Origin of the sequence: Arthrobacter rhizosphaerae (assembly GCF_023062595.1) — a bacterium.
GTDB classification, from domain to species: Bacteria; Actinomycetota; Actinomycetes; order Actinomycetales; family Micrococcaceae; genus Arthrobacter; species Arthrobacter rhizosphaerae.
Genome location: NZ_JALLAN010000002.1, coordinates 13,677 through 26,306, shown reverse-complemented (window position 1 = coordinate 26,306; position 12,630 = coordinate 13,677). Strand labels below are relative to the sequence as shown.

General features: G+C 61.0%; 17 protein-coding genes. 8 read left to right on the top strand and 9 right to left on the bottom strand.

Annotated features, from left to right (window positions below; all coding sequences use genetic code 11):
* Positions 1-40 precede the first annotated feature (40 nt).
* Genes MU551_RS02750 through MU551_RS02740 form a run of 3 tightly spaced genes read right to left on the bottom strand, consistent with a single transcriptional unit; the run spans position 41 to position 1,647 of the window.
* The gene (locus MU551_RS02750) at positions 41-634 is read right to left on the bottom strand and encodes a hypothetical protein (RefSeq protein WP_247040624.1); all 594 of its coding nucleotides are present in this window, start codon (positions 632-634) and stop codon (positions 41-43) included.
* A 30-nt stretch (positions 635-664) separates the two neighbouring features.
* Positions 665-1,222 carry a GNAT family N-acetyltransferase gene (locus tag MU551_RS02745; protein ID WP_247040623.1) on the bottom strand — a complete coding sequence of 186 codons (558 nt, stop codon included), beginning with the start codon at positions 1,220-1,222 and terminating at the stop codon, positions 665-667.
* Entirely contained in the window at positions 1,219-1,647 is a 429-nt protein-coding gene (locus tag MU551_RS02740) for a rhodanese-like domain-containing protein (protein ID WP_247040622.1), read from the bottom strand. Before MU551_RS02740 ends, MU551_RS02745 begins: the two co-directional genes overlap by 4 nt.
* Before the next feature lie 94 nt (positions 1,648-1,741).
* Between MU551_RS02740 and MU551_RS02735 the strand changes: the two genes are divergently transcribed.
* The 5 genes from MU551_RS02735 (at position 1,742) to MU551_RS02715 (ending at position 4,709) form a co-directional block, all read left to right on the top strand.
* Positions 1,742-2,200, top strand: a complete 459-nt coding sequence (locus MU551_RS02735; RefSeq protein WP_247040621.1) for an Lrp/AsnC family transcriptional regulator — start codon at positions 1,742-1,744, stop codon at positions 2,198-2,200.
* A gap of 67 nt (positions 2,201-2,267) precedes the next feature.
* The gene (gene lspA, locus MU551_RS02730; RefSeq protein ID WP_247040620.1) at positions 2,268-2,840 is read left to right on the top strand and encodes a signal peptidase II; all 573 of its coding nucleotides are present in this window, start codon (positions 2,268-2,270) and stop codon (positions 2,838-2,840) included.
* Positions 2,841-3,015: 175 nt separating this feature from the next.
* Positions 3,016-3,636 (top strand): RNA polymerase sigma factor, encoded by a 621-nt coding sequence (locus tag MU551_RS02725; protein WP_247040619.1) that lies wholly within the window; start codon positions 3,016-3,018, stop codon positions 3,634-3,636.
* Positions 3,633-4,289 (top strand): hypothetical protein, encoded by a 657-nt coding sequence (locus MU551_RS02720; protein ID WP_247040618.1) that lies wholly within the window; start codon positions 3,633-3,635, stop codon positions 4,287-4,289. Before MU551_RS02725 ends, MU551_RS02720 begins: the two co-directional genes overlap by 4 nt.
* Positions 4,290-4,319: 30 nt before the next feature.
* Positions 4,320-4,709 carry a hypothetical protein gene (locus MU551_RS02715; protein WP_247040617.1) on the top strand — a complete coding sequence of 130 codons (390 nt, stop codon included), beginning with the start codon at positions 4,320-4,322 and terminating at the stop codon, positions 4,707-4,709.
* Between the two features lie 123 nt (positions 4,710-4,832).
* Here MU551_RS02715 and MU551_RS02710 read toward each other — a convergent pair whose 3' ends face one another.
* From MU551_RS02710 to MU551_RS02700, 3 genes are all read right to left on the bottom strand, one after another.
* Positions 4,833-5,264 carry a hypothetical protein gene (locus tag MU551_RS02710; RefSeq protein ID WP_247040616.1) on the bottom strand — a complete coding sequence of 144 codons (432 nt, stop codon included), beginning with the start codon at positions 5,262-5,264 and terminating at the stop codon, positions 4,833-4,835.
* A gap of 975 nt (positions 5,265-6,239) precedes the next feature.
* The gene (locus tag MU551_RS02705) at positions 6,240-6,668 is read right to left on the bottom strand and encodes a YccF domain-containing protein (protein WP_247040615.1); all 429 of its coding nucleotides are present in this window, start codon (positions 6,666-6,668) and stop codon (positions 6,240-6,242) included.
* Positions 6,665-7,213 carry a YceI family protein gene (locus tag MU551_RS02700; RefSeq protein ID WP_247040614.1) on the bottom strand — a complete coding sequence of 183 codons (549 nt, stop codon included), beginning with the start codon at positions 7,211-7,213 and terminating at the stop codon, positions 6,665-6,667. Before MU551_RS02700 ends, MU551_RS02705 begins: the two co-directional genes overlap by 4 nt.
* A 145-nt stretch (positions 7,214-7,358) precedes the next feature.
* Between MU551_RS02700 and MU551_RS02695 the strand changes: the two genes are divergently transcribed.
* Entirely contained in the window at positions 7,359-7,667 is a 309-nt protein-coding gene (locus tag MU551_RS02695; protein ID WP_247040613.1) for a hypothetical protein, read from the top strand.
* A 17-nt stretch (positions 7,668-7,684) separates the two neighbouring features.
* On the opposite strand, the gene MU551_RS02690 is transcribed toward MU551_RS02695, so the two are convergent.
* Positions 7,685-7,855 (bottom strand): hypothetical protein, encoded by a 171-nt coding sequence (locus MU551_RS02690; RefSeq protein WP_247040612.1) that lies wholly within the window; start codon positions 7,853-7,855, stop codon positions 7,685-7,687.
* Between the two features lie 231 nt (positions 7,856-8,086).
* Between MU551_RS02690 and MU551_RS02685 the strand changes: the two genes are divergently transcribed.
* Positions 8,087-9,508: an aminotransferase-like domain-containing protein gene (locus tag MU551_RS02685; RefSeq protein WP_247040611.1), complete on the top strand. Its 1,422-nt coding sequence runs from the start codon at positions 8,087-8,089 to the stop codon at positions 9,506-9,508.
* A 137-nt stretch (positions 9,509-9,645) separates the two neighbouring features.
* Positions 9,646-10,722 (top strand): alkene reductase, encoded by a 1,077-nt coding sequence (locus tag MU551_RS02680; RefSeq protein WP_247040610.1) that lies wholly within the window; start codon positions 9,646-9,648, stop codon positions 10,720-10,722.
* A 113-nt stretch (positions 10,723-10,835) separates the two neighbouring features.
* Here the strand turns inward: MU551_RS02680 and MU551_RS02675 are convergent, their stop codons facing one another.
* Together MU551_RS02675 and MU551_RS02670 are read right to left on the bottom strand one after the other, a co-directional pair.
* Positions 10,836-11,873, bottom strand: a complete 1,038-nt coding sequence (locus MU551_RS02675; RefSeq protein ID WP_247040609.1) for an LLM class flavin-dependent oxidoreductase — start codon at positions 11,871-11,873, stop codon at positions 10,836-10,838.
* A 53-nt stretch (positions 11,874-11,926) separates the two neighbouring features.
* Entirely contained in the window at positions 11,927-12,523 is a 597-nt protein-coding gene (locus MU551_RS02670; RefSeq protein WP_247040608.1) for a phosphoribosylanthranilate isomerase, read from the bottom strand.
* Positions 12,524-12,630: the final 107 nt, after the last annotated feature.

The window sequence follows — 12,630 nt, the reverse complement described above, 5'->3', positions numbered from 1 at the left end:
TAAGCAAAGACGACCCGTTGTGGTTTGGGATTCTTGGACGTCAACTTTGGGACGGCTGAGTTTCAAGGGTCCGGCCACGTTCATTCAGTTCATGGAGCAAATCCCTGCCATCGACGATCCAGAACTTATCCGAGGCCGGGAACACCTCTTCGGGGTACGTATTGGAAAAGTCTGCGAACTCGCCCACCCAACCGTCGGGAACATACTGCTCCATGCGTGGCCCGCTCTGGTAACAGCCGGCAAAGCGCTTGTTGTCAAAATCGACGAAGGCGATTGGAAACAAGAAGCTCACGTCCCACCACGACTGCGCACTGGGAAATCGCTCCAACAGAATCTGCCGCAAAAACTGAAAATCCACACTGCGGACCTCTGGCGCAGCCAGAAAAGCCTCGGCCGTATGCTGGTCCACAACAGGGATGCCTGACCTTTGAGCCATTGCGGTGACGTTCAGATCCGGAACTTCATGCCCTGCTGCGACGAATGCATCCTGCCATTTTTTCCAATCAAGCACCCAGTTGTCATGATCTGACACTCGCCAGTGGATGGCCCCCTTGTAACGCACAACGGCCACCACGTATTGCGGATCGAGCAAGTCAGGCGTCGTCGGCGCAAGAGTCTTTTCAAGATCCTTCATTTCATCTTCCCCGTCCTAGGGTTGCGTCTTTCACAGTGGACACGAAGTTCTACTTATCTCCATGGCAATGTCATGACTCAAACTCGCCTCGTTTCGAAGACTGTTCTCATTTTGGCCTTCGGGGACTAATTCGCGTAACGCAAGAGTGAAGCGTTGTTTCGCTTGCCGCTTCCCGCCCAACCGGTCATAGAACCGGATTGCCTTGGCATTCCAGGCCGGAGTTTGCCATTGCAGCTCGCCGAAGCCTTGATCCTGGGCGTAAACGATCACGGCGTCCATGAGAAGTCGGCCAACGCCAAAGTCTCGGTATTCTTCGTCCACGTAGAGGCAATCGAGGTGGCCATATGGCAAGGCTGCCCATGTTTCGACATCCGAGGTGAGCGCTGCATACCCAACCGGGTTTCCAGACACCATGGCAACGAATAGGTTAAGCCGTCCCACATGGATCAGTTTGGCGATTCGATCAGCCCAATCCAGCGGGATCACCGTGGGGCTCTGCTCATGCCGCGCGTGTTCGACAGCAAGCTCGCGTATGGGGGCGCACTCGGCAGTGCCGGCGATGCGCACGATGGTGACGATCCTGCTCACACGCTCACCCCGACGGGTGCCGTGAGTGGATCAGGTGCTCGCCTTGACCGGCCGTCGTCCGTGACAACAGCAAACCCTTCTCGTGCCCAGTATTCATATCCGCCGATGAGCTCACGCACTCCCGTGTACCCGAGGGAGGCGAGCGTCAGCGCCCCTCGGGTGCTCCCGTTGCAACCGGGACCCCAGCAGTAGACGACGATTGCCGCACTCAAGTCTGGTGCGATTTCAGAGGCTCGTGCAGCCAGGTCGGAGTTGGGCACGTGCATCGCGCCCGGGATGCGTCCTTGGCTCCATGCAGCGTCGGATCTTACGTCGATCACCAAGGGTGCTGCCCCGGCGGCTCGGTCAGCGGCCAGGTCTGCGGGGTCCGTTTCGAAGGTTAGTTTGGCGGCGAAGAAGTCGACTGCTGTAAGGGTTGTTTTCATTCCTTAATCAAACCGCCCGGCACCAAGGTAGGGGAACCGCATGTCAACGGTACTGTCGCCGTTCTCATGAAGATCAAACGGTACTCTTTCTGTTATGCCGTCGAATCCCCGCCTCGAACTTGATACGACCGACCATGCCATCATTTGCGAGCTTCAGCGCGATGGACGCATGAGCGTCGCGCAGCTAGCTCGGGCCATCAACCTCTCAGCCAGCGCCACCGCCGACCGTGTGCGACGGCTGACCGAAGGCGGGGTCATCACGGGCTACTCCGTCACTGTCGATCCAGAGGCACTCGGATACGCAATTACCGCATTCGTTCGCCTGGCTTATCCTTCCGGCAATTACAAGCCGTTCCACGACCTCGTCGGCACGACACCGGAAATCATCGAAGCACATCACGTCACCGGCGCAGACTGCTTCATAATCAAGGTCCTGGCACGCTCCATGCGTGACCTCGAGCGCATCAGCGGCCGCCTTGCCACCCTAGGCGGCATCACCACCAGCGTCGTCTACTCCAGCCCCGTCCCCTCCCGACACCTGACCCCAGCATGAACCAACGCGCCAGGTACCCCTTTCAAAGCCCTCTCTGCGCCTCCAGTGGACCTACATGAAAGTCCTCATGACTGACGAACTCACCCCGGATGCTACTCACCCGTCGCCCGTCAAACCCAGGCCGCGGCGGCCGCTCTTGATGTCCCTCTTTGCCGGTTTCGCAGTGTTCGCTTACGTATTCGACCAGCTGACCAAGCTGTTGGTTACGAGCACCATGGTGGAGGGCGAACGCATCCCCGTCCTTCCCCCGCTGCTTCACTGGTACTACTTCCGAAATTCCGGGGCGGCTTTCTCGATCGGCGAGAACGTGACCTGGGTCTTCACCATCGTCATGTCCGTTGTTTCGATCGCCATTTTCTTCCAGCTCCGGCGCCTGGGATCGGCCTGGTGGGCACTGGCCTTGGGGCTTCTGCTGGGAGGTGCGCTGGGCAACTTGACGGACAGACTGTTCAGGGAGCCATCGTTTGCCATGGGGCACGTCGTGGACTTCATTGAATTGCCTAATTTTGCCATTATCAACATCGCCGACTCGGCGGTCGTCTCCGCTGTTGTAATCATCTGCGTCCTGACCCTCAAGGGGATAGCCCTTGACGGGTCGCGCCACACCGGCTGCCAACCTTCGACGCCTCACCACTTCTGAACGTGTGATTGTCCCCTTTTGAGCTCGCCGGCATCCAGGGGATGCTGGCCTTGCCAAAATCATGGGCATTCCGTCTCGCACGGTTTCGAAGTCGAACTCATCGCCACAGATTTAGCGTCGGCGATCATATTTGGCAGACCGGGAACCTTATCGGCTCCTGCGGACACTACAAGACATGAGGCAAATGGCGGAGAACGACCAAGACCTGTGGCGCAAGTGCATTGCAGGCAACGCTGATGCCTTCGGGGTCCTGTTCGACAGGCACGCCGATGCGGTCTTCCGGTACTGCCTGTCCCGGTGTGGTTCCTGGCATGACGCGGAGGAACTGGTCTCGATCACGTTCTTGGAGGCGTGGCGGCAGCGGAACAGGCTCATACCGGAGAGGGAGAGTGTCCTGCCGTGGTTGCTCGGGGTAGCAACCAACGCGAACCGCAACCGTGCCAGGTCATCCCGTCGGCACGCTGACTTCCTCGGCAGGCTCCCCCACTCCGATCCCCGGCACGGCGAACACGAAGCAGACCATGCCGAGGCGGTCGCTTCAAGGCTTGATGCAGAACGTGCCGTCCGCCAATTGATCGAGACGACTGCTGGCCTGAATGACGGGGAACGCGACGTCGTGATCTTGTGCCTGATGAACGGAATCGGCCAGGAGGACGCCGCTAAGACCCTCGGCATCCGCATCGGGACTGTGAAATCGAGACTGCATCGTGCCCGAGCCAAGCTGACCGCCATGAACAGGGCGCTAGCGCCCGCCGAACAATTGGACACCACGATCGTTGAAGCGAGGCTGTCATGAACCTGTCTGAAGTGACCTACCCCAGAGACACGAAAAACCGCGTCCAGAACCTCCTTGTCCAGGAAGCCCTCAGCAACACGAAAACAGCGCCGCGATGGCGCAAACCCGCAGTGTTGATCTTCGCCGGGCTGGCGCTGGCCGGAACCACGGCCGCAGGCGTCTACGTGGCGCTGGCACCGGTGGAGGACAAACGGGACATCCGTTGCTACTACCGCGCCGACCTCACCACCAGACCTCCTGTTATAGGAGTGCCCGGCGACACGAAGCCCCCTTACATCACCACGGGGATCTTCATCACCGGATTCGACACCGAGAACAACCCCAACCCGGACGATAAGAACGCCGGAATGCAACAGGTCGCGGATCCCATAAATCAGTGCAGCCGCGCGTGGGACATGGGAAATATGCACCAGACCGGCGTCAACGACGACCTCATCCCAAAGGGTTTCATCTCACCTACTCCGGGCGTTATGCCGACTGCAAAAGGAGTAAAAGACCAGAACGGCAAACCCCTTTTCCCGGATCCCACCCTCAAGTCATTCGGAAATTACATACCGTTCCTCACCGCATGCGTCGTGGACAACACCGTCGCCGTCATCCCCGGCCCGGCCGAGGTCTGCGCCCAACTCGGAATCCCCGCATTGGAAAAATAGGCTTAAGCAATCGGAGTACTAGGGGGAACCTTGACCTCAGAAGCGAACAATCATCCGGCGGCCCGGCTCAAGATGATCCTGTCAGTCCATGACTGGACACTTATCGACGCAACCATGGACAACACGGTGGCAATCGCAGACCAGAACGGAGACGAGTCCACCGCGGATCAGGGCGGCATCGTCCGGAAGACAGGCTGGGCAGCGGCCCGGCACCACCCTAAGGCCGACCAGGGATGGGAAGGTTGGCCGCCCTTGGAGGAAGACTTGAGTATCGAGTTGCCAGCGACAACGTGGCGGTTCGTTGCCGGCCAGCTGCGCCGATGGGATGAGGTAGACGCCCTTGTGAATCCTCGCGGTGATGGAAACCCGGAACCAAGGGGCCTGGAACTGGCCCGAATGCTGGAAGAAAGGATCAGCTGACGCAGGATCATCAGCGTCAGATTTCGGCGCCGTTTCTGGGGCACATTACCCGCATAGCCCTTCCCTTCGGGTCCACTCTCACACCACCCCTCGGCTCCAGCCGGACCCAGTCGCCGAATGCAGTTACGTGTTCGTGGATTTCCTATCTCCGTCGACTTCGAACAGGAGCATGAAAACCAGGTTGGCGGTCAGGAGCAAGAGCAGGCCTCCTATACCGACCGCTTGCGCCGGGGCGAAGGCATAAACGGCGTAAGTTGTGTAGGCTCCCGAAGCCAGTACAAACGCGAGGAACAGAAGCGGCTTCCACACCTTTGAACTGGGGACAAATACAGTGCCACGCCGGCCACCAAGCTGCCAAGCTCGTATGAGAGTGACAAGTCCCAATATGGGAAAAACGACGGCAAGAAAGCTGACAGCCCCCGAGTTCGGAAGCGTGCCCGCTCCCACTGTCAACGCCAGGCCGCAGAGCACCAGAAAGGCCATCACAACAGCCGCCATGCGTCGACTCTTGAACATGTGAAACGGAAGCCTGCCCATGTTCTCCATCTCAATCATTGAAACTCCCCTGGGCCTGTAGCTTCAGTCCTCGTCCACCTATCTGAACCAAAGCACACACCGCTAGCCAGCGATAGGTCGCGAGGGGCCCAATTCTCCTCGTGCCACTTCCTTGGTAACAGGACACACAGATTCGGCGGGACTCCGCCGGGAATCCGAAACCAAGAAGGCCATGTCCAGGGGCGTGCTGGCAGCCCAGATTTGGTGGAACCCGGAGCACCTCGCTCCTTAGCCACAATGGCCAAACCGTATTCTTCCAGCGATTTCTGGCCATTCAGCTTTTGATCAGTTTATCCATTCGGTGGTGTATTATGGCCAGCATCAGCCTCTTGACCGAAATGACGGCGAGAATTATCCATGGGTAGCTACACTCAACAACTCAGAATCTATCCCGCACCATCCCCCCGTCGGGCTCGGCGATGGGATATCGCAGCCACCATCACCATTTATGTTCTCTCCGGTTGCGCCGCGGCCGGTGCCTGCTTATACAGCTTCAGTGGTCTTTTCTTTCTTGATACCTGTCGGCCTGATGGGTGTGCGGTGGTTAGACACCAGCTGGCGCTTGGCGTCATTGCGGGAATTGTCGTTGTGGTCATTGGAACGGTTTGGGGTCTGATTCGCCTGGTACTGCGCCAGTTGGCTTGGCCAGTTGCTTTGGGAGCCCTCATTCTGGCGGTTCTCCTGTGGGCATACGCCTTTAGTGCGCTCATATCAACATTCAGCAGCTCAAATCTGTAATGGTGCAGGGCCGGTATCCGCAACACCCAAGTAGCCGCCCCTACCGGATCTGAACCGCCTTATCCAAGTGCCGGGGAAGCGAAGCAGCCACGTCCCACTTCCCTAGAACCGGGACATCTACCTACTCGTCGCTGCGATCAACAGGTATAGCGTCGCGTAGAAGTCACGCGCCTTCTTTCTAGAGGCTGGGGACCCGGTGTTCAGCCGATCTGCTCTAATAGGTGGCAATTCTCATGCTCACCGTTTCGGTGTCCGTGGGCCCCAGTACCGGTAGCTTTGCACGAATGGCCGGTCCGTCGGCACGATCTGCTTCCCCAGCGGCATGAGCGAGACTGGAATGAGCTTAAGGTTGGCAATGGCCAGCGGGATGCCGATGATAGTGACGGCCATGGCTATCGCGGTCACCACGTGCCCGATCGCGATCCAGATGCCCGCCACCACCAGCCAGATAACGTTGCCGAAGAGCGCAAACACTCCGTTGCCGCCGGGTTTGTCCACCACCATCCGGCCGAAAGGCCACAGTGTGTACGCGGCGATCCGGAACGAGGCGATGCCCCAGGGAATCGTAATGATCAGCACACAGCAGATAATGCCGGCGAGGAAATAGCCAAGCGCCAACCACAGGCCGCCAAAAAGCAACCAGATGATGTTCAGGAGTGTTTTCATGCGGCCTGCTTCACCATTGCAGCGTCCACGGTGATCTTGACTTTGTCGCTGACCAGCAGCCCACCCGTCTCAAGCACCGCATTCCACGTCAGCCCGAATTCCTTGCGGCTGATTTCGGCCTCGGCACTGAACCCTGCGCGGGTGGCACCGAACGGGTCAACGGCTATACCCGTGAACTCGACCTCCAACTCCACAGGCTTGGTGACACCGCGGATGGTGAGGTCGCCCGTGAGGGTGTAGTCCTCGCCGTCGCCCTCTATGCCGGTGGCATGAAAAGTCATCTCCGGATATTTCTCGACGTCGAAGAACTCGGGTCCGCGCACGTGCGCATCCCGGTTGGCGTCGCCGGAATCGAAGCTGGCAGTTTTTACGGTGGCATTCAGGCTGGAGTGCGCCAGGGAATCGCCCACATGGGCTTCTGCTGTGACATCCGTGAAGCGGCCGCGCACCTTGCTGATCCCGGCATGGCGGACCGTGAAGCCGACCTCGCTGTGGGAGGGATCAAGAGTCCAGATGCCTGGAGTCAGTCCTTCTGGAAGTGTCATTGCTGTCTCCTTCGTGCCGGGTTGGCCGGGAGCGGCGGCCCCAACCAACGATGCGCCGTCAATGGGGTGCTCCCACTGTGCATGCTAATCGCGACACAATCCCAGCCGCTAGCATTCAACTCAATACTTTTAGGGGGATCCTGTCATGTGGGAGTGGATCAGGTACCGGGCGCTCATCCTGGCTGTCCTGCCATTCGTCATCGGCGGGTCCCTCTGGCTCCTGTCCGTGACTGCCGCCGGATGGGACAGGCTGGGTTTCACAATCATTCTTATCCTCTCGATGCCTCTCTTGGCCGTGATGGCTGCGTTCTCGGTGGTGTTCGCCTTCCGGAGGGACGACGAGCTTCGCAGATTCGAAGGCACGTCAAAGGTCGCCAGCATAGTCTCCCTGGTCGCATTCGGCGGATTGGTGCTCATGGCCGCCGCTGGAATGATCCAATCTCTCTGGTTCTAGGGAGTGTGCGGGGGTAGTCAAGGGCGGCGTCCCGAGGAGTAGGGCTCGCTGGGGAGATCGCCCGCAGTCCACGGGTGATGGGCTGGCTCCGGAGGCAGCGTGCCGTGCCCGTCCTTCCGCACAAGAGAGACAAGAACGGCCGTAGGAACAAGGACCAGCAGGACGACGACGGCGACTATCAGCAACATTTCAAACTCGCTTTCTTGGAGGGTGAGGACGGGATCGGATGCCGGTTCCGCTTAGGTGAGAAGGTGCTGTTTTCAGGCGCAACTGCTTGTCCTTGCGCCTTTTGGGCGGAGTGATGTGCGGCGATGCCGGGATTTATGGCCGGGGAAGGCGCGCGGAGATTCGGCGCTGAAGAGGCCGGGCCGGGGAGTAGCGCTTTCTTCACTGGGACAGTAGCGCTATTGTTGTCTTTCATGAACCACGATAGCAGTAGCAGCAGGCGGACAACAGAGTATCTGCGGCAGCTGTCTGGCGGCCTGCGGCCTGGAACGAAACTGCCTTCGACCAGGAGCCTCGTTGCCGAGCTCTCCGTGAGCCCGGTAACGGTACAAAGCGCGGTTCAGAATCTGGTGAGTGAGGGATTGATCGAAACCCGGCCAGGGTCGGGCAACTTCGTTGCCGCCCAGCGGCCAAAAGGGAAGTCAGACTTCAGCTGGCAGACCACGGCCCTGGGACCTGCCCACAGAACCTCACAGTTTGGTTCCATCATGTCCTCGCTCCCCGATGGCGCCATAGCCCTGCACACCGGCTATCCAACCTCGGAGCTTGTGCCGTTGCGCCTGCTTCGGGCGGCCCTCATCAGATCCAGCCGCTCCGATGCCATTGAGGTACGACCTCCGGCAGCAGGTCTTCCCGAGCTCCGGAGATGGTTCGCCAACGAGTTGGCCGCGGGTTCCCGGAGGGGTGGGCCGGCGCCGGACAAGAACGACGTCGTTATCACCCCCGGTGGGCAAAGTGCACTCTCGTCCATCTTCCGGGCGCTCACGGCCCGCGGGGGAGCGATTGTCATGGAATCGCCTACCTATTGGGGAGCAATTGCCGCCGCCCGGCAGGCAGGGCTGCGCATCATCCCCATCGCCTCCAGCGGTTCCGCCGCTCCCGACCCCGAAAGCCTTAGGGCAGCCCTCAGCTCCAGCGGCGCAAAAGTGTTCTATGCCCAGCCCCATTTCCACAATCCCACCGGATACCAGTGGACAGAAGCCGAGTCCGAGGCAGTCATGGAGGTCATGCGGGACACCGGCGCATTTCTTGTCGAGGATGACTGGGCCCACGACTTCGCCCTCGACTCGACCCCCAAACCGCTGGCCGCCGACGACGCAGATGGCCACGTGGTGTACGTGCGTTCTCTCAGCAAAAGCGTGTCGCCATCAATCCGGGTCGCGGCCATCATCGCAAAAGGCCCCGCCATGCAGCGAATCCAAACCGACAGGACGGTTGACCACCTCTACGTCAGCGGGTTCCTTCAGTCAGCAGCTCTTGACGTTGTGACCCAGCCGGGCTGGCACTCCCACAACAAGCAACGGATCAGGGAGTTGCGTCAGCGCCGTGACGACCTCGCGGCCCTAGTCACCAAATACCTTGGCAAGGAAACAATCACCCGCATACCCAAAGGGGGAATGAACCTTTGGCTCCAGCTCCCCGATTCGGTGGATACGCTGCAACTGGCCCAGCGCTGCGAAGCCCAGGGCCTGCTGATCTCGCCGGGTCCGGAATGGTTCCCAGAGGAACCCTCCGGGCAGTTCATCCGCCTGAACTACTCCGGTCCGCAGCCGGAGCGATACGAGGAAGCGATCCAGATCCTGGCATCCGCGGTGAAGAGCCTGTCGGACTCCTGAGCCTCACCGTGGGACGGCAAGTGAGACGTTAGAGGGCGTCGGATCCTTCGGGAATAGAATCTGATTGCAGTCAGTTATGAGCATAGTCACTACTTGGGTGATGCTCATAACCTCTCGACTGCAAAGGACCAACTCCCATGACCTTGTCCTCCCTCTGGCAACCATTCACCCTCGGTCGCGTGGACCTCCCCCACCGGCTGGCACTGGCACCAATGACCCGAAGCCGCGCCAACGCGGATGGAACGCTCGGTGACCTCGCCGCTGACTACTACGGGCAGCGAGCCTCCCTGGGATTGATCATTACCGAGGGCACGCAGCCGTCGGAGGATGGGCAGGGCTACATGAACACGCCGGGGATCCACACCCCTGAGCAGATCGAGGGCTGGCGAAAGATCACTAATGCAGTGCACGCGGGTGGTGGCGCTGTATTCATCCAGCTGATGCACGTGGGCCGGATGTCTCACCCGGACAATACTCCGCATCACCGTCAGCCCGTGGCGCCCTCGGCGATCTCCGCCGACCAGGAAATATTCACGCCAACCGGCCCGCAAAAGACGGCGACCCCACGCGAGCTGAGCACTGAGGACATCCAGGCCACCATCTCCGAATTCCGTCACGCCGCAGCGTCTGCAATCGCGGCCGGCGCCGATGGAGTCGAAATCCATGGCGCAAACGGCTACCTGTTGCACCAGTTCCTCTCCCCCAACGCCAATCACCGCACCGACTCCTACGGCGGGTCCGTGGAGAACCGGTCCCGGTTCGTGATCGAGCTCGCGCACGCCCTAGCCGATGAAATCGGGGCGGACAGGGTTGGCATCCGCCTCTCCCCTGCCATGCCGCTGGGCGGACTCGACGAAGGCGACACCCAGAGTGTCCGTGCTCAGTACCGGCACCTGGTGGGAGAGCTCGCCACCCTGAACCTGGCTTACCTGCACCTTCACCACGTGGGCGACGACGAACTGCTCCGCTCACTCAGGGACATGTGGCCGACGGCGGTGCTTGTGCTCCGCTACGGGCGAACCCGCGAACAGATCGCCGGTGACATCGATGCAGGCTTTGCTGACATTGCCCCGCTGGGCCGTTTCGCGCTGGCCAACCCCGACGTCGTGGAGCGTCTGCGTGCGGATGCTCCACTCAACGAGGTGGACCCCACCACTCTCTACGGCGGCGGCGCAGTTGGGTACACCGATTACCCGGTCCTTGCGCACGCCTGATCACCTCGCCTGAGCACACCGCCTGAGCCGCCCGCCCTGGCCGCCTTTCAGCGCCAGGAGTGGGCGGCCCCCAGCCTGCAGAATCCGCCTCAGCCGGGACTTGCTGCCCGACCCTAACCTGAAACGTTGGGCTTCCAGCCGATTGCTGGTGCTATGTGGGTGGCGATGTTGCCCAGAAGCTTGGCGTTGAAGTCGACCCCCAGCTGGTTGGGGACTGTGAGCAGCAGAGTGTCAGCGGCCTGGACTGCGGAATCGGCAGCGAGTTGCTCGGCAAGCACATCCGGCTCCCCCACATAGCTCTTGCCGAACCGTGCCGTGAACCCGTCGATGATGCCCACCTGGTCCCGCGTTTCCCGCAAAGCGCTGAGCCCGAAGTATCGCCGGTCCTCGTCATCCACCAGGGGCAGCACGCTCCTGCTCACGGAGACCCTCGGCTCATGCCCGTGCCCGGCATCCGCCCACGCCTTCCTGAACATGCTGATTTGCTCGGCCTGGAGTTCGTCGAACGGCACACCGGTATCCTCGGTCAGCAGCGTGGAACTCATAAGGTTCATCCCCTGCTCTGCAGTCCAGACCGCCGTTGCCCTCGTTCCGGCGCCCCACCAGATGCGCTCGCCGAGGCCGGGGGAATTCGGCTGGACGGGCAACAGCCCGGTGGCCCCTCCGGCGTAGCGCGGGTCGGCTTCGGCAACTCCGGCTCCCGTTACTGCCTGCCGGAAGGCTGCTGCATGGCGGCGGGCCATCTCAGCGGCATTTTCACCCTCGGCCGGGACATGGCCAAAAACAGCCGCGCCGTCTCGGGCCGGTTCGGGCGAACCACGGCTGATGCCGAGCTGCAGGCGTCCTCCACTGATCAGGTCCGTGGCGGCTGCCTCCTCTGCCATGTACAGCGGGTTTTCGTAGCGCATATCTATGACGGCCGTGCCCATCTCGATCCGGCTGGTCCGGGCAGCGACCGCGGCAAGAAGCGGGAACGGTGAAGCCAGCTGGCGGGCGAAGTGGTGGACCCGGAAAAAGGCCCCGTTCACTCCCAGTTCCTCTGCGGCGACCGCGAGTTCTATGCCCTGGAGCAAGGCGTCGCGCGCGGTCCGGGTGTGTGAGCCCTCAATATTTCCCCAGTGGCCGAAGGAGAGAAATCCAATGCGCTTCATGGGAACGGCAACAAAGCGGGCGGCAGTCTCATTCCCGCCAGCGGAGGCGCGTACTAGCCTTTGGCCGCCCTGACAAAAGCCGTGACCTTGGCCAGATCCTTAACACCCCTGGAACTTTCGACGCCGGAGGAGACATCCACTCCCGGCGCACCTGCCTCTTTCGCCGCACTGGCCACGTTCAGCGGGTCCAGTCCCCCCGCGAGCAGCCACACCCGGTCTCCGAGGCCCTTGGTGAGGACGGATGCGTAGTCCCAGGCCTCGCCGGAGCCAGGTACCGCCGCGTCGATCAGCAGCAGTTCCTCACCCCAATCGGTGAACGCGTCCGGAGCGGCACCCACAGTGACGGCCCGGATAACCTTGATCCCGGCGTCGTGCGCCGTTTTGACGTCCACCGGAGTCCGTTCCCCGTGAAGCTGGATCCACTCCAGGCCTGCCTGGCGGGCCAGACCGATCGCCTGGTCCACAGGCTCGTGCCTGAAGACGCCCACAGCATGAACACCGTCTGGAACATGCGCCAGCAGGTCCAGCGCCCGGGCCGGAGACACTTCCCGCGGGCTGGCGGTGAGGACAAAGCCCACGGCGTCTGCACCGGCGGCGACGGCCGCCTGGACCGATTCCGGGGTACTGAGTCCACAAACTTTGACGAACATCGGGCTCCTTCAATTCTCTTGCTCATCTGACGTTAGCAAGCAATCGGTGGCAGCAGGTCACCCATGGTGCACAATGAACCCTAAGCGGCACCCATCCTGTGGAGAGG

What these genes read in the sequence shown, in the direction of transcription:
- MU551_RS02750 (WP_247040624.1), bottom strand. Translation starts at nt 634, where the DNA reads ATGAAGGATCTTGAAAAGACTCTTGCGCCGACGACGCCTGACTTGCTC.
- MU551_RS02740 (WP_247040622.1), bottom strand. Translation starts at nt 1,647, where the DNA reads ATGAAAACAACCCTTACAGCAGTCGACTTCTTCGCCGCCAAACTAACC.
- MU551_RS02735 (WP_247040621.1), top strand. Translation starts at nt 1,742, where the DNA reads ATGCCGTCGAATCCCCGCCTCGAACTTGATACGACCGACCATGCCATC.
- lspA (WP_247040620.1), top strand. Translation starts at nt 2,268, where the DNA reads ATGACTGACGAACTCACCCCGGATGCTACTCACCCGTCGCCCGTCAAA.
- MU551_RS02725 (WP_247040619.1), top strand. Translation starts at nt 3,016, where the DNA reads ATGAGGCAAATGGCGGAGAACGACCAAGACCTGTGGCGCAAGTGCATT.
- MU551_RS02720 (WP_247040618.1), top strand. Translation starts at nt 3,633, where the DNA reads ATGAACCTGTCTGAAGTGACCTACCCCAGAGACACGAAAAACCGCGTC.
- MU551_RS02710 (WP_247040616.1), bottom strand. Translation starts at nt 5,264, where the DNA reads ATGATTGAGATGGAGAACATGGGCAGGCTTCCGTTTCACATGTTCAAG.
- MU551_RS02705 (WP_247040615.1), bottom strand. Translation starts at nt 6,668, where the DNA reads ATGAAAACACTCCTGAACATCATCTGGTTGCTTTTTGGCGGCCTGTGG.
- MU551_RS02700 (WP_247040614.1), bottom strand. Translation starts at nt 7,213, where the DNA reads ATGACACTTCCAGAAGGACTGACTCCAGGCATCTGGACTCTTGATCCC.
- MU551_RS02695 (WP_247040613.1), top strand. Translation starts at nt 7,359, where the DNA reads ATGTGGGAGTGGATCAGGTACCGGGCGCTCATCCTGGCTGTCCTGCCA.
- MU551_RS02690 (WP_247040612.1), bottom strand. Translation starts at nt 7,855, where the DNA reads ATGTTGCTGATAGTCGCCGTCGTCGTCCTGCTGGTCCTTGTTCCTACG.
- MU551_RS02685 (WP_247040611.1), top strand. Translation starts at nt 8,087, where the DNA reads ATGAACCACGATAGCAGTAGCAGCAGGCGGACAACAGAGTATCTGCGG.
- MU551_RS02680 (WP_247040610.1), top strand. Translation starts at nt 9,646, where the DNA reads ATGACCTTGTCCTCCCTCTGGCAACCATTCACCCTCGGTCGCGTGGAC.
- MU551_RS02675 (WP_247040609.1), bottom strand. Translation starts at nt 11,873, where the DNA reads ATGAAGCGCATTGGATTTCTCTCCTTCGGCCACTGGGGAAATATTGAG.
- MU551_RS02670 (WP_247040608.1), bottom strand. Translation starts at nt 12,523, where the DNA reads ATGTTCGTCAAAGTTTGTGGACTCAGTACCCCGGAATCGGTCCAGGCG.